This window comes from Lentzea rhizosphaerae (assembly GCF_042649515.1).
Classification (GTDB): domain Bacteria; phylum Actinomycetota; class Actinomycetes; order Mycobacteriales; family Pseudonocardiaceae; genus Lentzea; species Lentzea aerocolonigenes.
Genome location: NZ_JBHRZI010000040.1, coordinates 118,472 through 135,028, shown reverse-complemented (window position 1 = coordinate 135,028; position 16,557 = coordinate 118,472). Strand labels below are relative to the sequence as shown.

15 protein-coding genes are annotated in these 16,557 nt (G+C 68.6%); 8 read left to right on the top strand and 7 right to left on the bottom strand.

Going from position 1 to position 16,557, the window contains the following annotated elements; all coding sequences use genetic code 11:
• Nucleotides 1-25: 25 nt before the first annotated feature.
• The gene (locus tag ACFOWZ_RS40500; RefSeq protein ID WP_382379274.1) at nt 26-856 is read left to right on the top strand and encodes an oxygenase MpaB family protein; all 831 of its coding nucleotides are present in this window, start codon (nt 26-28) and stop codon (nt 854-856) included.
• Here ACFOWZ_RS40500 and ACFOWZ_RS40495 read toward each other — a convergent pair.
• The gene (locus tag ACFOWZ_RS40495; RefSeq protein ID WP_382379273.1) at nt 846-1,610 is read right to left on the bottom strand and encodes an alpha/beta fold hydrolase; all 765 of its coding nucleotides are present in this window, start codon (nt 1,608-1,610) and stop codon (nt 846-848) included. The two genes, ACFOWZ_RS40500 and ACFOWZ_RS40495, sit on opposite strands and share 11 nt — an antisense overlap.
• Before the next feature lie 96 nt (nt 1,611-1,706).
• Between ACFOWZ_RS40495 and ACFOWZ_RS40490 the strand changes: the two genes are divergently transcribed.
• Entirely contained in the window at nt 1,707-3,170 is a 1,464-nt protein-coding gene (locus ACFOWZ_RS40490; protein WP_382379272.1) for a chitinase, read from the top strand.
• Between the two features lie 56 nt (nt 3,171-3,226).
• Here ACFOWZ_RS40490 and ACFOWZ_RS40485 read toward each other — a convergent pair whose 3' ends face one another.
• A complete protein-coding gene (locus ACFOWZ_RS40485; protein WP_382379271.1) occupies nt 3,227-3,868 on the bottom strand; it encodes a thiaminase II/PqqC family protein in 642 nt (213 codons plus the stop codon).
• A 70-nt stretch (nt 3,869-3,938) separates the two neighbouring features.
• On the opposite strand from ACFOWZ_RS40485, the gene ACFOWZ_RS40480 reads away from it, so the two are divergent.
• A complete protein-coding gene (locus tag ACFOWZ_RS40480) occupies nt 3,939-4,265 on the top strand; it encodes a DUF6204 family protein (protein ID WP_382379270.1) in 327 nt (108 codons plus the stop codon).
• Here ACFOWZ_RS40480 and ACFOWZ_RS40475 read toward each other — a convergent pair.
• Both ACFOWZ_RS40475 and ACFOWZ_RS40470 read right to left on the bottom strand, forming a co-directional pair.
• Nucleotides 4,240-5,490: an amidase family protein gene (locus tag ACFOWZ_RS40475; RefSeq protein ID WP_382379269.1), complete on the bottom strand. Its 1,251-nt coding sequence runs from the start codon at nt 5,488-5,490 to the stop codon at nt 4,240-4,242. The genes ACFOWZ_RS40480 and ACFOWZ_RS40475 overlap by 26 nt on opposite strands.
• Before the next feature lie 60 nt (nt 5,491-5,550).
• Nucleotides 5,551-7,683, bottom strand: coding sequence for an RICIN domain-containing protein (locus ACFOWZ_RS40470; protein ID WP_382379268.1), 2,133 nt, complete (start codon nt 7,681-7,683; stop codon nt 5,551-5,553).
• Between the two features lie 106 nt (nt 7,684-7,789).
• On the opposite strand from ACFOWZ_RS40470, the gene ACFOWZ_RS40465 reads away from it, so the two are divergent.
• From ACFOWZ_RS40465 to ACFOWZ_RS40455, 3 genes are read left to right on the top strand one after another with little or no spacing between them, the layout of a single operon-like run.
• A complete protein-coding gene (locus ACFOWZ_RS40465) occupies nt 7,790-8,290 on the top strand; it encodes an ArsR/SmtB family transcription factor (RefSeq protein WP_382379267.1) in 501 nt (166 codons plus the stop codon).
• Complete coding sequence (locus ACFOWZ_RS40460; protein WP_382379266.1) at nt 8,280-8,846, top strand: SRPBCC family protein; 567 nt, start codon at nt 8,280-8,282, stop codon at nt 8,844-8,846. Before ACFOWZ_RS40465 ends, ACFOWZ_RS40460 begins: the two co-directional genes overlap by 11 nt.
• A gap of 25 nt (nt 8,847-8,871) precedes the next feature.
• The gene (locus ACFOWZ_RS40455; protein WP_382379265.1) at nt 8,872-9,855 is read left to right on the top strand and encodes a pentapeptide repeat-containing protein; all 984 of its coding nucleotides are present in this window, start codon (nt 8,872-8,874) and stop codon (nt 9,853-9,855) included.
• A gap of 2 nt (nt 9,856-9,857) precedes the next feature.
• On the opposite strand, the gene ACFOWZ_RS40450 is transcribed toward ACFOWZ_RS40455, so the two are convergent.
• Nucleotides 9,858-11,057, bottom strand: coding sequence for an FAD-binding protein (locus ACFOWZ_RS40450; RefSeq protein ID WP_382379264.1), 1,200 nt, complete (start codon nt 11,055-11,057; stop codon nt 9,858-9,860).
• A 54-nt stretch (nt 11,058-11,111) separates the two neighbouring features.
• On the opposite strand from ACFOWZ_RS40450, the gene ACFOWZ_RS40445 reads away from it, so the two are divergent.
• Both ACFOWZ_RS40445 and ACFOWZ_RS40440 read left to right on the top strand, forming a co-directional pair.
• On the top strand, nt 11,112-12,089 hold the full coding sequence (locus ACFOWZ_RS40445; protein ID WP_382379263.1) for a methyltransferase: 978 nt from the start codon (nt 11,112-11,114) through the stop codon (nt 12,087-12,089).
• A gap of 40 nt (nt 12,090-12,129) precedes the next feature.
• The gene (locus ACFOWZ_RS40440) at nt 12,130-13,458 is read left to right on the top strand and encodes a glycosyl hydrolase family protein (RefSeq protein WP_382379262.1); all 1,329 of its coding nucleotides are present in this window, start codon (nt 12,130-12,132) and stop codon (nt 13,456-13,458) included.
• Here the strand turns inward: ACFOWZ_RS40440 and ACFOWZ_RS40435 are convergent.
• Both ACFOWZ_RS40435 and ACFOWZ_RS40430 read right to left on the bottom strand, forming a co-directional pair.
• Entirely contained in the window at nt 13,448-14,224 is a 777-nt protein-coding gene (locus tag ACFOWZ_RS40435; RefSeq protein ID WP_382379311.1) for a siderophore-interacting protein, read from the bottom strand. The genes ACFOWZ_RS40440 and ACFOWZ_RS40435 overlap by 11 nt on opposite strands.
• A complete protein-coding gene (locus tag ACFOWZ_RS40430) occupies nt 14,224-16,479 on the bottom strand; it encodes an ATP-binding cassette domain-containing protein (protein WP_382379261.1) in 2,256 nt (751 codons plus the stop codon). The genes ACFOWZ_RS40435 and ACFOWZ_RS40430 overlap by 1 nt, the downstream gene beginning before the upstream one ends.
• Nucleotides 16,480-16,557: the final 78 nt, after the last annotated feature.

Here is a 16,557-nt window from a genome sequence, read left to right as displayed (position 1 = left end):
AGCTGTCCTGTCGCATCATGGGGAAATGCTGGAGGCACTGCGGCGACAGCTGAGCGACGGTCTCTTCGAGCGGGTCGCGGGTCCCGACCGCGAGCGGCACGCGCGCCGGATCCACGAGACGCCCGGACCGCGCATGTTCGCCGACGACCGCCCGATCCGGCACGTCCACGCGGACCACGCCATGTTCATCGGCGGACTGCGGGCGTTGCTGCTGCAGTCGTTGCACCCGCTGGCGATGGCCGCGGTCGCCCAGCACTCCGACTACCGCACAGATCCGTGGGGACGGTTGCAGCGCACGAGCCTCTTCATCGGCGTCACCACCTACGGCACGCTCAGTGACGCGCACAAGGCGATCGAACGGCTCGGGCGCGTGCACGAGCACATCCACGGCACCGCGCCGGACGGCCGCCCGTACCGCGCCGGCGACCCGCACCTGCTGACCTGGGTGCACGTGGCCGAGGTCGACAGCTTCCTGCGCTGCCACCGCAAGTACGGCGAGAAGCCCCTCGACTCCTACGACGAGTACGTGGCCGACATGGCCGTGATCGCGGACGCGATGGGCATCCCGGACCCGCCGCGCACGACCGCCGAACTCGACGCGGTGCTCAACTCCTACCGTCCCGAGCTCAAGGGCACGCCCGAAGCTCGTGAGGCGGCGAAGTTCCTGCTGCTCAAGGCTCCTCTGCCGGTGCTGGCGCGCGGGCCGTACGGGATTCTCGGCGCCACCGCGGTGGCGAGCCTGCCGTTGTGGGCGCGGATCCCGTTGCGGCTGCCGTACCTGCCGATCGCCGAGGCCACGGGCGTGCGGTTCGCGGGCCACGCGTTGATGCGCGGCCTTCGGTGGGTCACGGGCTGAGGAAGTCCATCACCAGCGGCGTTGCGATCTCGCGGAACTCCTCGAAGTAGCCGTGGCGTGCGCCCTCGATGAGGTGCATGCGCGCGCCCGGGATCCGCTCGGTGATGAGCGGGGCGTTCGCCGTGGGGTTGAAGATGTCGTCGGTCCCGTGCACCACGAGGGTGGGCGCGGTGATCGACGGCAGCACGTCCCACGCGTCGTGCTCGGCGCTCGCGAAGAGGTGCCGCTTGCGGGCGTGCGGCGGCATCTGGGGGTCGCCGAGCGTGTTGAACGGCCCGCGGTACGACGGCGTGTACATCAGCGCTTCCAACGCCTTGCGCGCCTTCATCGCGTCGACCTGCGCCAGCGACCTGCGCACCTCGGCGCTGCGCTCGATCGCGTGCGGGCCGCCGGGGGAGGTGCAGCCGAGCACCAGCCGGTTGACGCGCTCGCCGTGCGAGGCGGCGATCCACTGCGCGATCCGGCCGCCCATCGACGTGCCGTAGACGTGCGCGGAGTCGATGCCCGCGTCGTCGAGAACCGCGACGCAGTCCGATGCGAAGAGCTGGGTGCTGTACGGGGCGTCGGGTTTGTCGCTGGCACCGGTGCCGCGGTGGTCGGTGACGATCGTCGTGAACCTCGCGGCGAAGTCCGGCCGCACCTGCGTCCACCAGCGCGACGAGTTGGACTGGCCGGCGATCAGCAACAGCGGAGGCCCGGAGCCCTCGACCGAGTAGAAGAGCCTGGTTCCGTCGGCGGCACGAGCGTGGGGCACGACCGAACAGCTTAGAACCTTGACTCAGCGGTTGATGGTCTAGTCCAATTCGGGGTGACCCCCTGCCGGCCGCCAACGCGTAGGACGGAGCAGCCGATGCTGTTCGCTCGAATATCCGCGGTGGCCGCACTGGTGCTCGGCACCGTGATCGTGAGCCTCGCCCCCGCCAGTGCCGCCGGAGTCACGGCGACGCTGACCAAGCAGTCCTGGGACACCGGGTACACCGCGACGGTGACGATCAAGAACGAGACCAGCGCGCCCATCAGCTCCTGGAAGGTCGAGTTCGACTACCCCGCGTCGACCTCGGTCGGTGCTTACTGGGACTCGCTGCTCACCAAGAGCGGCAACCACTACGCGTTCGTCAACCGCGAGTACAACGGTTCCGTCGCGCCCGGTGCCAGCGTCACGTTCGGCTACAACGCCACCGGCACCGCCGATCCGGCCAACTGCAAGATCAACGGTGGGGCCTGCACCGGCGGTGGCACCTCACCGACGACCACCACCACGACCACGACCACCACTACGACCGGGTCGCCGCCCACCGGCAGTCTGCCGCGCAAGGTTCTCGTCGGCTACCTGCACGCCAGCTTCGCGAACGGCTCCGGCTACATCCGCATGAAGGACGTGCCCGACGAGTGGGACGTCATCAACCTCTCGTTCGCCGAACCCACCAGCGCGACGAGCGGTGAGCTGCGGTTCAGCCAGTGCCCGGTCGCGGAGTGCCCGAACGTCGAGTCCGAGGCCGAGTTCATCGCCGGCATCCGCGCCCAGCAGCAGAAGGGCAAGAAGGTCCTGATCTCCATCGGCGGTCAGAACGGCCAGGTGCGGCTCGAGACCGCGGCGGCGCGCGACGCGTTCGTGCGGTCGGTCGGCGCGATCATCGACAAGTACGGCCTGAACGGGCTCGACGTCGACTTCGAGGGCCACTCGCTGTCGCTGAACGCGGGCGACGTCGACTTCCGGAACCCGACGACACCGGTCGTCGTGAACCTGATCTCGGCGCTGAGGTCGTTGAAGTCCCGTTATGGAGCCAACTTCGTGCTCACCATGGCGCCGGAGACGTTCTTCGTGCAGGTCGGCTACCAGTTCTACGGCGGCGCTGGTGGTGGTGACGCGCGCACAGGCGCATACCTGCCCGTGATCGAGGCGATGCGCAACGACCTGACGTTGCTGCACGTGCAGGACTACAACTCCGGACCCGTTATGGGCCTGGACAACCAGTACCACAACATGGGTGGCGCGGACTTCCACGTGGCGATGACCGACATGCTGCTCGCCGGGTTCCCGGTGCGTGGTGACACGTCGAAGGTCTTCGCGCCGTTGCGCCAGGAACAGGTCGCGATCGGCCTGCCCGCCGCGATGTACGCGGGCAACGGGTTCACGTCCGTCGCGGACGTCCACACCGCGCTCGACTGCCTCACCAAGGGGTCGAACTGCGGCAGCTACCGCCCGAAGGGCGTCTACCCGAACCTGCGGGGCCTCATGACCTGGTCGATCAACTGGGACAAGTACAACAACTACGAGTTCTCCAAGTCCCAACGCGCCTATCTCCCCCGTTAACTCGATGAACGGCGCATTTGTCCACCTCAGGTGGACAAATGCGCCGTTCATCGTTTTCAGGCGAGGGTGGACCAGAATTCCAGTTCGTAGGCCTGGAGGAGGCGGCCGTAGCGCCACGCGTGCTTTGGCTGCCACCCTGAGTCCAGGGCGGCCTGAACGGCGGCGAGCGCGCGTTCCTCCAGCTGCGGGGCGGGCGTGGCGAAGAAGTCCACGAACGCGCACGCCTCGTCGTCGAACCCGTAGTGCTCGCGCAGCCCCTTCGCCATGCGGGCGCAGTACCCGCCCCACGCCGTGAAGTTGGCCAGGATCGCGAGGATCACGTCGGTCGGTTCGCCGTTGAGCGCCATCCACGCCTGGAACGCCGGGTAGGCCTGGCAGCCGGGGAAGGGCTCGTAGTTCTGGAAGTCCTTCGACGACATGCCGGCGGCGTTCGCGAGCGGCTCCAGCATCGGCAGCACGAGCTCCTCACCGCCCGCGAGCAGCGTGAAGAACGCCCGCGCGTTCGGCTCGCTCGCCTTCGACGCCAGCGCGAGGAACGTTCGCCAGTCCGACGACACGATGTGGTTCTCTTCCGCGGCGAACGTCGCGAGCACGGCCCGCGGTGCTTCGCCCGTTTCGATCAGCTTGACCACGAGGTTGTCGTGCTCACCGGGGTGCAGCTCCGTCCGGATGCGCGTGACCAGCTCTTTTGCGTTCATGGACCACGATTCTTCCGCACCGGAGAAATCGTTCGCCAGACCGGCGCGCGGTCGGGGACCATCTTCGCTCGTGGCTGAACACACCTACCGAGTACTCGTCCGCGGACGCTTCGCCGACCTGACCGACGACCAGCGCGCTGGTTTGCAGGAGTGGCTGAAGGGCTTCGACTTCCTGCGCAGCGGCGGGTTCACCGAGGACGGCGCGCTGACGTTCGACGAGAAGCTCGACTTCTTCAGCTACCGCGTGATCCTCACCGCTGCCGACAAACCGGACGAAGCGGGACTGCGGCGCGCGACCACGGCCCTCGACGCGCTGGGCGTCGACTACCGGGGCCTGCGCGCCACCGTCACCGACGTGGACGAGATGAAGATCAACCGACCGAAACGGCTGGGCTGAGCGCGGTTTCGAGCACGGCCGCGGCGTCCAGGGCGAGGTCTTCCCGGTACATCCGGGAGATCACCTGGACGCCGGTCGGCAGCCCGTCGCGCAACCCGGTCGGCACGGCGACCGACGGCAGTCCGGCGAAGCTGGTCGCTTCGCAGAGCTTCATCGCCTCGAAGTACGCGGCGAGGGCCTCTGGGCTGCGGCGGTCCTGGTCCGGTTCGAACGACGGGATCGTCGACACTGGCCCGACCAGCACCGGCCAGCGGTCGAGCAACTGGGCCCACTCCCGCTGGATGGCGAGGCGCGTGCCCGTCAGCGCCAGGAACTCGCCGATGTCCAGGCCCGGCCGCACTTCCAGCAGGTTGCGGGCGTACACGGCGAGATCCTCACCGGCGAACGCGACGTAGGAGTCGAACTGGAGCGCGATCGGCGTGGCGATCATGCGCATGGCGAGTTCCGACGCCTCCTCCACCCGAGGCGGAGTGACCGGTTCGACCTCGTACCCCGCGTCCAGCAGCCGTTTCGCGGCCTCCTCGACCACCGGGTCACCCGGCACGAAGCCGGCGATCTTCGGCGCCGGCGGCCCGTCGGCGGGCACGGGCACGGCGCGGGGGTCGGCCGGATCCGCACCGCACAGGAACGAGTGCACCAGCCGCAGGTCGGCGACGGTCCGGGCGAGCGGGCCCTCGACCGTCATGACCTGGGTCGGGAACGACGGGTCTGGCTGGCCGTAGATCGAGCCCTGCGGATAACGGCCGTAGCTGGGCTTCAGCGCGCAGACGCCGTTGAGAAAAGCCGGCAGCCGCAAGGATCCGCCGCCGTCGTTGCCGATCCCGAAGCGCACCATGCCCGTGGCCACCGCGACCGCGTCACCGCCGGAGCTGCCGCCGGGTGACTTGGCGGCGTCCCACGGGTTGACGGTGTGCCCGGCCAGTTCGCTGTACGTGTGCATGCCGCGGGCGTTGAGCGTCGGCATGTTCGCGTGCCCGACCGGTGTCGCCCCGGCTGCGCGCAGCCGTGCGACGATCGGTGCGTCGGCCGACTTCACGTTGCCGGCCAACGATTTCAGGCCGTGGGTGGTCGCGGCGCCCGCGACGTCGATGTTGGCCTTGACGGAGAACGCGAATCCGGCGAGTGGGCCGGTCGCGTCGTCCGGCACGTCGAACACGGTGGTCAGTGCGTTGTACACCGGGTTCAAGGTTTCGATGAGCTGCAACTGCTCGGTGAACATCCCCATGCTCCAGTCTATGCGGACCGGAGCACGGGGATGCGCAGTCGAAAACCGCTCAGCGGAACATCACGGGTAATTGGCCAGGTAAGCCTCGGTCGACCCGGCCGTCACCCTTCCACCCGAGTTGTTGATGATGCGCTCGATGGTGCCCTTACCGCCCAACGAGATCGTCACCATGCTGTGGAACTTCACTCCCGGCGTCTGAGGTGCCTCGAACGCCCGGTCCGCCACCACGCTCGGGTTGGCGTTGGCGAAGATGTAGCTGCCCAGGCCCCACGCCTCGTGCGTCGTGACGTTGTTGGAGACCTTGTACGCCGCGTAGCCGCGCGTCGAGCCGTTCATCCACGCTGCCTGGTTGGGCACCTCGTACGGCATTTCGTTCTGGTAGAAGTACGTCCGGCCGCCCTGGCCGTTCCAGATGGTCTGGTACTTCTGGTAGTGCTCGACGAACAGGCCGTACATCGTCACGTTGTTGCCGTTGACGATGAGTCCCGTGTCGGCCCTGTTGACGTCCCATCCGACTCCATAAGAGTGGTCACCGCGCCACAGCCAGAGGTGGTCGCCGATCACGTCGTGGCTGTTGACCACCAACGAGGTCGTGGCACGTCCGACGGCCGAACCGCCGATGCGCACGTACAGGTCGTGCACCGACGTCGGGTTGGTCTGATGGCGTGCAGAGCTGCCGGGTGCGCCGATCTGCATCAGCAGTGGCGAGTTGGTCGGGGCCGCGTCGATCAGCAGGCCCGCGATCTTCACACCGTCCACATCGGCCACGTCGAGCGCCATGTTCCCGTTGGTGGGCATGACGGTCGCCAGTCCGAGGCCCATCACCACGGTGTCGGGGCGCGTGACGCGGATCGGCTCGCTCACCTGGTGGATGCCCGGCGTGAGCAGCAGGTGCTTGCCGGCCGCGAGCTGCTGGTTCATCGTCGCGGCCGACGTGCCCGGCTTGGCGACGAAGAAGTTCGACAGCGGAATGTTCGTGCCCTGCTGGTTGCCGCTGGCCCACGTCGTGCCGCTGGAGTTGGAGCGCAGGGCCGGGACGAACACGTTGTAGTTGCCGGCGCCGTCGATGTTCAGGAACGGCTTCTCACGCACGACAGGGGTCTGCGCGACGTTCGTGTACGGCGGCTCGGGGAACGTGGTCTGCGGGGCGTTGCGGGCGCCGACGAAGACCATGTTCCAGTTCTCACCGGTCCACGAGCCCCACTCGGTGTTGCGCGACAGCCACTGCTGCTGGCTGCCCGACCGCACCTGACCGGTGACCACGGAGTCGGCCAGGAAACCACCGCTGGACCAGCCGTTGTCGTCGAGCTGCATGTTGCCGTAGACGTGCGTGCGGCGCATCGCGGAGGCCTGCGAGACGGCCCACGTGTTGGTGCCGCCCGGTGGCCTGATCGCGAGGTTCTCCGCGCCGCGCCAGAAGTTGTGCGTCGCGTTGCCCTCGAACCAGTCGGCCTCGACGTGGACCTGGCCGTTGATGGTCACCTGGTCGGGGTTCAGGCCGAGCCCCAGCACCTGGGTGAAGAAGCCGATGTTGACGTCGACGTTGTAGTTGCCGGGCTTGAAGAAGATCGCGAACCGGCGTGCGTCGTACTGACCCTCTTCCTGCTGCCGGAAGACGTCGTTGAGCCGCGACTGGATGGTGCTCGCGGGCATCGACGGGTCGAAGATCAGCACGTTCGGGCCGAAGTCCGGCTGCGTCGGGTCGGGCGGCGCGGAGGTCGTGAGCCTGAACGCCTGGGCGTTGGTCCCGTTGCAGGTGTACTGGACCAGCTGAACGTCGTTGGTGGTCGCGCCGGGCACGTCGAGGCACTTGCCGCTGTGCCTGCTCACGAACCGGTAGGTGTCGGTGCCCACCTGTTCGGGGCGCCACTGCTGGTTGTTCGCGCTGAAGTTCTGCCACATGTGGATCAGCGCGTTGTCCGCGGCCGACACGTTCGAGACGTCCCAGACCGCGCCTTCACCGACCGTGTAGTAGCCGTCGCTCGTGGGCGTGAAGGTCCACTTCTGCCCAGAGCATCCTTGTTGGCGGAGTTGTGCGCCGTTCGCCGATCCCAGCGACTCCACGCACTTTCCGCTGCCGACGTTCGTCACCTGATAAGCGGTTCCGGGCACGACGTCGGCCTGCGCCGCGACCGTCCACACAGGAACGATCGCTGCTGCTGCCAACGCTGCCACCAGCAGGGGGATTCTCACGGCTCACAGGGTGGGGGCGGTTTGTTGCAACCGTCAACGAACCTAACTGTTTCCGGTCGTGTTCCGGTATTGACAAATCAATTTGTCAAATGGGACCGTGCTGGGCGTGGAGCTGTCCCCGTTGCGCCGCTCGCTGCTGGAGCTGCTGAAGTCGCCCGCGTCGGCGACCCAGCTGGCGGCGGCCCTCGACCTGCCGCGGCAACGGGTGAACTACCACGTCCGGGCGCTGGAACAGGCAGGACTCGTCGAGCTGGTCGAGGAGCGGCAACGGCGCGGCTGCGTCGAACGCGTGCTGCGCGCCCGGCCGGGCCGCGAGATCGCCGCGGACGTCCAGGACCAGTTCGCCGCAACGCACCTGGTGTCGGTGGCCGCCGACACCGCGCGCGAGGTGGAACGGATGTCCGGCGCGGCCGCGGCTGCCGGAAAACGCTTGCTCACCTTCACGGTCGAGACGACGGTCCGCTTCGGCGCGCCGGGCGACGTCCACGAGTTCACGAGCGACCTCGCCGAAGCGGTGCGGCAGATCGCGTTGAAGTACGACACCGACTCCGGCCGCCCGTACCGGGTGGTCGCCTTGGGCCATCCAGGAGTGTCCGATGAGCGATGAGGGCGTCAGGATCGAGATCACCGTGGCCGCGCCGGTCGACGAGGTGTGGGAGTCGTTCCGCGACAAGCAGAAGATCCTGCACTGGCACGGCTGGGAGTACGACGGCCTGGAGCAGGAGATCGACGGCACGTTCTTCACCGACGCGGAGGAGACGGGCTCGCACGCGCTGTCCATCCACGGGCACGACACGTTCACGCTGACCCCGGTCCCGGAAGGCACGCGGGTCGTGCTCACGCGTGCGCCCAAGGGCACGCTGCCGGAGTGGGACGAGTACTACGACGAGATCACCGAAGGCTGGATCACCTTCCTGCACCAGCTGAAGTTCGCGCACGAGTACCAGCCCGGCCGGGCTCGCCGCACGCTGTTCTGGCCTCACGAGGTGTCGTTGGGGATCTCCGGGAAGCCGTTCTTCGAGTCCGATCACCAGCGCGGGATCGTGGTCGAGGAGTGGGGGCCAGGGCTGTTGATCACTTCGCCGAAGGTGTCCGTCGCGACGACCTACGGCGTGCCGGACGACGAGCTGGAAGCGTTGCGCCAGAAGGGCGGCGCGTCGTGAGGTGAATCGGCGCCACAATTGGTCGATGGAGGCTGATGACTTCCGCGGACGGCTCGTCCCCGGCGCCGACCTTCGCGGAGTCACCTTCCCTCCCGGATGCGAGCAGCCTGAAATCGACCTGCACGGCGCGGATCTCCGCGGCGCGGACGTGAGCAACGTCAGTTGGTGGGACGTCGGCAGCATCAACCTCTCCGGCGCGGACTTTCGCGGGGCGACGCTCGGAGCCCCGGAGCTCGACGGGGCGAACCTCCGCGGTGCCGATCTCTCCGGGCACGTTCTCGGGCGCACGCAGTTCCAGGCGACCAGCTTCGCCGGTGCCGACCTGACCGGGGCCGACCTGTCCGGAGTCGAGATCGACGGCGGTGACTTCGACCGCGCGGTTCTCGACGGAGCCCGCCTCGACGGTGCGGTGATCCTCTCCTGCACGATGCGCCACGCCAGCCTGGTCGGCGCCAGCCTCGTCCGGGCCAACCTCCGGAAGGCCGTCCTCACCTCCGCCGACCTGCGCGGCGCGGACCTCACCGACGCGCTGCTCCCGTTGCCCGGCGGGCGGATCGACCTCGCCACGTTCGGTGGCGTCCGGTTCGACTCCTCCACGCGGTGGCCGGAGAGCGTGCACGCCCAGGCCGTGGCGAACTCGGTGGCCGGCCCCGATGGCACCCATGTGATCAACACACCGCCCGCGCCACCGCCACCACCCGTCCAGAAGCCCCGGCGCGTCCAGAAGGCGGCGGGTCGCGTGGTGGCGTTCCTGCTCGGCGCCGGCGTGACGGTCATGGCCGCGCTGACCGTGACCGGCGACGTCGTCTGGTCGAACGGTGCCGGTGATCCCATCACCAACATCTTCTTCCGCGTGCTGACCGGGCTGCTCTACGGCGCCGTGGGGCTGAGCATGCTGGGTGCCGGCATCCTCGGGTTCCCGGAGGGGTCGCACAGCCGCACCAGGAGAAGATCCGGTGGTGGCGGCTTCGACGGCGACGTCGACGGTTGCGGCATCGACGCCGACTGAGATCAGGTCCCGGCCGAACCGAAGAAGCGGGCCAGGAAGTCGTTGCGGAACACTCCCTTCGGGTCGTGCTCCCGCAGCAGCGCCCGGAACGAGTCCCACTGCGGGTAGCGCGCCGCCAGCAACGTCGGTGGCACGGTGAAGAGCTTGCCCCAGTGCGGCCGCGGCGCGATGGCCTCCTCCAGGCGTGGCAGCAGGGCCAGCACGGCCGGGGTGTTCGGCACCCAGGTGAAGTGGATCGCCAGGCTCTCGCGGTCGTGGGCCGGGCTGAGCCACTGCGGTTCGGCGGCGATCGTGCGGATCTCGCAGGCCTGCACGAGCGGCGAGATCACCGTGGACATCTCCGCCAGGGCCCGCAACGCCGTCACCGCGCGGGTGCGGGGGACGAAGTACTCGGTCTGGAGCTCCTCGCCCACGGACGGGGTGAACTCGGCGCGGAAGTGGGGGAGGCGCTCGTGCCACGGGCCGGGCACGCCGCCCTGCAGGGTGCAGTGAACCGGTGGCTGGCCGACGACCGGGTGGCGCGGGCCGTCAGCGGCTCGTCCGGGGAAACCGAACGCAGGGTCGCCGACGCGGTGCTTCACGAAGAGGGTCGCGCCGCCCTGCCAGTCGACGAACGCGCTCACGCTGTACGCGCCGTCGAAGATCTGCTCCAGCGAGGTCAGCAGCGTGGTCCAGGCGACGTCCTCGTAGACGGTCTGCTCCACCTGGAACGACGGCACCACGTCCAGGGTCACGGTGGTGACCACGCCCAGGCCGCCCAGCGACACGGCGGCGCCCGCGGAGGTCAGTTCGACGACCGAGCCGTCGCCGCGCATCACCTCGACGGACCGGACCGCGCCGGCGAGGGAGCGGCTGCCCGAGCCGTGGGTGGCGGTGGCGATCGCGCCAGCGATGGTGATGTGCGGCAGGGACGGCAACGTGTGCAGCGCGAGACCGGAGGACTCCAGCAGCACGGCGAGCGTCGCCAGGGTCGTGCCGGCGCTGACCCGCACCGTGGAGCCGTCGACCTCGAAGACCTGGGGCATCTCCGACAGGGACACGAGCGTGCCCGCCGTGTCCGCGATCGGGCTGAACGAGTGCCCGGAGCCGACCACGTGCACCGCGGACGAGCCGCGCACGGTCGCCCGCAGTTCATCGGCCGACGTCGGTTCGACTACCTGCGCCGCGGTGAACGTGACGTTGCCCGCCCAGTTGGTCCTCATATGCACACGGTAAGCGTCCAAAACGGGTTGCGGGCGCTGGCAGGGTGGATCTTCGTGGGAAACGACGTGCAGAAGCTCCGCGACATGGCCGACCTGGTCACCCCGATGACGCTGAGGGTCGCGGTCACCCTCGGCCTGCCCGATCGCCTCCGTGAGAACGCCACGACCACAGACCTGGCGACAGAACTCGGCGTCGACCCGATGGCCCTCGGCCTCCTGTTCAACCACCTGACCACGCTCGGTGTCGTCGAACGCACCGCGACCGGCCACCGCACCACGGAGTTCGGCGCGCTGCTCTGCACGGACGCCGGCAACGGGCTCAACAACCTGCTGCACCACGACACCGCCGCCGGACGCGCCGACCTGGCGTTCATCGACCTGATCCACAGCGTCCGCACCGGCGAAGCCGCCTACCCGCTGCGTCACGGCCAGGACTTCTGGACCGACCTCGCCGAACAACCGCACCTGCGCCAGGCGTTCGACCGGCAGATGACCGACCGGATGCGCACCTGGATCCCGCAGGTCGTGGCCAACTTCGACTGGTCGCGCTTCGGCACGCTCGTCGACGTCGGCGGTGGTCACGGCACGCTGCTCGCCGCGATCCTCACCGCGAACCCCGGGATGCGCGGCCACCTGGTCGACCTCGAGGAGACCGCCGCGGGCGCACGCGAGCTGCTCGGTGACCGCGCAGAGGTGACCGGCGGCAGCTTCTTCGACCCGTTGCCCACCGGCGGTGACGCCTACCTGCTGTTCGACGTCCTGCACGACTGGGACGACGAGCAGGCCCACCGGATCCTCGCCCGCTGCGTCGAGGCGATGCCCGAGCACGGACGGCTGCTCGTCATCGAATCCCTCGGAGGTGTGGGCGGCGGAACCTGGTTCGACCTGACCATGCTCGTGCACTTCGGAGGCCGCGACCGAGTGCTCGAGGACTTCACGGAACTAGCCTCATCACACGGATTGGCGCTCGAATCCGTCACTGAAGTAACCGTCGGGCGCAGTCTGCTCGAATTCCGCAAACATCCGATCTAAGGTAGGAGCGGGCCGCCGCCTGAGGACGAGAGGACTCCTGATGCGAGCGGTCGTGGCAGCCCTGTTGATCGCGCTGAGCGCGGCACCCGCGCACGCGGCGTCGGAGATCACCGTGAGGGTCGATCCGGCGAGCAAGAGCGAGGTCGGCAGGGACTTCGCCGGCTTCAGCTACGAGAAGGACCGGGTCGGCGCCCGGATGTTCAACGCCCGCAACGCCGGCCTGGTCCGCCTCTTCCGCCTGCTCGGCCCGAGCCTGCTGCGGATCGGCGGCAACCTGGTGGACATGACCACCTGGAACCCGGACGGCCCCGGCGGCAGGGCCGAGGAGGTCACCCCGGCGGACGTCCGCGAGCTCGCGCTGTTCGCGAAGGCCACGGGCTGGAAGGTCGTCTACGGCATCAACCTCAAGACCAACACGCCCGAGAAGGCCGCCGACGAAGCCGAGGTGGCGGCGAGGACGCTCGGCGGCGACCTGGTGGCGTTCGAGATCGGCAACGAGCCGAACGTCTACGTCAAGACGTGGCCGGAGTACGAGGCGCTGTTCACGAAGTTCGCCGACGCCATCAGGACGAGGGTGCCCGGTGCGAAGTTCGACGGTCCCGGCCAGGCGAACAGCAGCTCGTGGGCGGAGGACTTCGCCCGCACGCAGAAGGACAGGGGAGTGAACATCCTGTCCACGCACGTCTACATCGCGAAGAACACCGAGGCCGACATCACGAAGATGCTGGCGTCCAACTCCTCCGGCAGGCTGCCCACCATCTCGGCCGCGATGCAGAAGGCCTGGTCCGCCAACGGGATCCCGCAGTGGCGCGTCACCGAGGCGAACAACTACTTCCACGGTGGCGCGGACGGCGTCAGCAACGTGCAGGCGGCGGCGCTGTGGTCGCTCGACTACATGTCGGGTGTCGCGGCGCGGCAGGGTGCGGGCATCAACTTTCACGGCGGCACGTCGACGCAGTTCCCGCTGCACTACTCGCCGATCCGTTACGACGGGCTCAATCCCGTTGGCGTGCAGGCGGTTTACTACGGTGAGCTGCTGTGGAAGCTGGCTGGGCCCGGTGCCTACCACGCGGCGAGCGTCACCGGGGCGGACGCGGTCACGGCGTGGGGAATCGGCAACAACGCGTTCGTCAACAACAAGAGCGCGGGCGCGGTGACCGCGACGATCACGTTGCCCGCCAAGGCCCGGCACGCACGGGTCTACGTGCTGACCGCGCCGAAACTGGACTCCAAGGAGATCACCCTCGCGGGCTCGGCGGTCGGAAAGGACGGGAAGTTCGTGCCGCGGCCGAAGACCGTGAAGGTGACCGGCACGACGACCAGGGTCGACGTGCCGGCCGGAAGCGCGGTGCTGGTGGTCAGTCGCTGAGCGAGGCGATCCGCTCCTGTGCCTCGGCGAGGTCGTCGGCCGTGGGAGCGTCGTCCTGGGTCAGCGTCCGCCGCCAGTAGCCGGCGAACTCGATGTCCTTCTTGGACACTCCCAGTCCGACGAAGTGCCTGCGCAGCGCCCGCACCGCCGACGCCTCGCCGCCGAGCCACACCCACACCGAGGACGGGACCTCGATCGCGGACACCACCGAGACCAGGTCCTCGCCGGCACTGCGGTGCACCCAGCGGACACCGGGGACGTCCAGCTCCTCCGCCGGGTCCGCCACCTCGACGAACGCGAGGAACCTTTGCGAGGACGGCAGGAGCTCCAGCAGCGAGGCGATCGCGGGCAACGCCGTCTCGTCACCCGCGAACAGCAGCAGGTCCGCGGTGCCGAGCGGCCGGGCGTACTCCGGTGACGGGCCGAACCGGCCGATGACGTCACCGACCTGTGCGGACGCGGCCCAGTGCGAGGCAGGGCCGTTGTCGCCGTGCAGCACGAAGTCGACGGTCAGCACACCGTCGGCCAACGAGCGGACGGTGAAGCTGCGCATCCACGGCCGTTCGGGTTCCGGCACGGCCAGGTAGGCCTGGTACCAGGTGCCGACGTCGGGGGAGTCCGACACGTGCGCCGAGCAGCCGGGCTTGGGAAACAACAGCTTCAGCTGCTGGTCCGGCCAGGTGTCGAGGTCCGAGAGCCCGTCGCCGCTGAACGTCAGGCGCACCATGCGCGGGGTCAGCCTCCGGACCGAGGTCACGGTCAGCATCACGACAGGTACTCCTTCAGGTGCTGTGCGGTGAGGGTGTCCGAGGCGACGAGCTCGGCCGGTGTGCCGGTGAAGACGACCTGACCGCCGTCGTGCCCGGCGCCGGGGCCCATGTCGACGATCCAGTCGGCGTGCGCCATCACGGCCAGGTGGTGCTCGATCACGATCACCGTGTTGCCCGCGTCGATCAGCTGGTCGAGCAGCCCGAGCAGCTGGTCGACGTCCGCGAGGTGCAGGCCGGACGTGGGTTCGTCCAGCACGTACGTGGAAGCCTTCTCCGCCATGTGGATCGCGAGCTTCAGCCGTTGACGTTCACCGCCGGACAGCGTGGTCAGCGGCTGGCCGAGCGAGAGGTACGACAGGCCGACGTCGTGCAACCGGCTCAGCACGGCGTTCGCCTGACCGGACGGGAAGAAGTCGCGCGCCTCGGCCACGGACATGCCGAGCACCTCGCTGATGTTCTTGCCCCGCAACGTGTAGCGCAGCACCTCGGGGGTGAAGCGCTTGCCCTCGCACTTCTCGCAGACCGTCGCGACACCGGCCATCATCGCCAGGTCGGTGTAGACGAGGCCGATGCCCTTGCAGTGCGTGCACGCGCCCTCGGAGTTCGCGCTGAACAACGCCGCCTTCACGCCGTTGGCCTTGGCGAAGGCCGTCCGCACCGAGTCGAGCAGGCCGGTGTAGGTGGCGGGGTTGGACCTGCGCGAGCCGCGGATGGGCGACTGGTCCACCGTCACGACGTCCGGCCGTCCGCGCAGGGAGCCGTGGATCAGCGACGACTTGCCGGAGCCCGCGACACCGGTGACCACCGTCAGCACGCCGAGCGGCAGGTCGACCGAGACGTCCTTGAGGTTGTTGAGCCTCGCACCGTCGATCGTCAGGAAACCCTTGGGGGAACGGAACTCCGGCCGCAGCTTCGCGCGGTGGTCGAGGTGCCGTCCCGTCAACGTGCCGGACGCGCGCAGACCGGCCACGTCACCGGAGTAGCAGACGTGGCCGCCGTTCACGCCCGCACCGGGACCCAGGTCGACCACGTGGTCGGCGATCGCGATGGTCTCCGGCTTGTGCTCGACGACGAGGACGGTGTTGCCCTTGTCCCGCAACTGGAGCAGCAGGTTGTTCATGCGCTGGATGTCGTGCGGGTGCAGGCCGACGGTCGGTTCGTCGAACACGTAGGTGATGTCGGTCAGCGACGATCCGAGGTGCCGCACCATCTTCACGCGCTGCGACTCGCCGCCGGACAGCGTCGCGGACTCGCGGTCGAGCGACAGGTAGCCCAGGCCGATTTCGACCAGGGAGTCCAGCGTGTCGCGCAACGTGGCCAGTAGCGGTGCGACGGACGGGTCGTCGAGCGAGCGCACGAACTCGGCGAGGTCGCTGATCTGCATGGCGCTGCAGTCCGCGATGTTCACCCCGCGGATCTTCGAGCCGAGCGCGGCCTCGTTCAGCCGGGCACCCCGGCAGTCCTGGCAGGTCGCGAACGTGACGGCCCGGTCGACGAACGCCCGCACGTGCGGCTGCATCGACTCGCGGTCCTTGGCGAGGATCGTCCGCTGCAGCTTCGGGATCAGGCCGTCGTAGGTGACGTTGGTGCCGCCGACGTTCAGCTTCGTCGTGGGCTTGTACAGGAAGTCGTGCAGCTCCTGCTCGGTGAACTCGCTGATCGGCTTGTCCGCCGGGTACAGCCCGGACTTCGCGAGCACCTGCCAGTACCAGGTGCCGACGCCGTAGTTCGGGGCGTCGATCGCGCCGTCGTTCAACGACTTCGACCGGTCGACGATGGCGTCGACGTCGATCGTGGTGACCTTGCCCAGCCCCTCGCAGGCCGGGCACATGCCCTCCGGCAGGTTGAAGCTGAACGCCCCGGACGTGCCGACGTGCGGCTGGCCGAGCCTGCTGAACACGATCCGGAGCATGGTGTGCGCGTCGGTCGCGGTGCCGACGGTGGAACGAGAGTTGGCCCCCATCCGCTCCTGGTCGACGATGATCGCCGCGCTCAGGTTGCGCAGCGCGTCCACGTCCGGACGCCCGATCGACGGCATGAACGACTGCAGGAACGCGGTGTAGGTCTCGTTGATCATGCGCTGCGACTCGGCCGCGATCGTGCCGAAGACCAGCGAGGACTTGCCGGAGCCGGACACGCCGGTGAAGACGGTCAGGCGGCGTTTGGGGACGTCGAGCGACACGTCCGCGAGGTTGTTCTCCCTCGCCCCGCGGACCTCGATCACGTCGTGGCTGTCGGCGACAGCGTTCACAGCTGCTTCCCCCAAGAATGATTCTTTATGCCGTAAAGTATGAGCTGTTCGAGGTTACTTTACGCTGTAAGGAGTCGC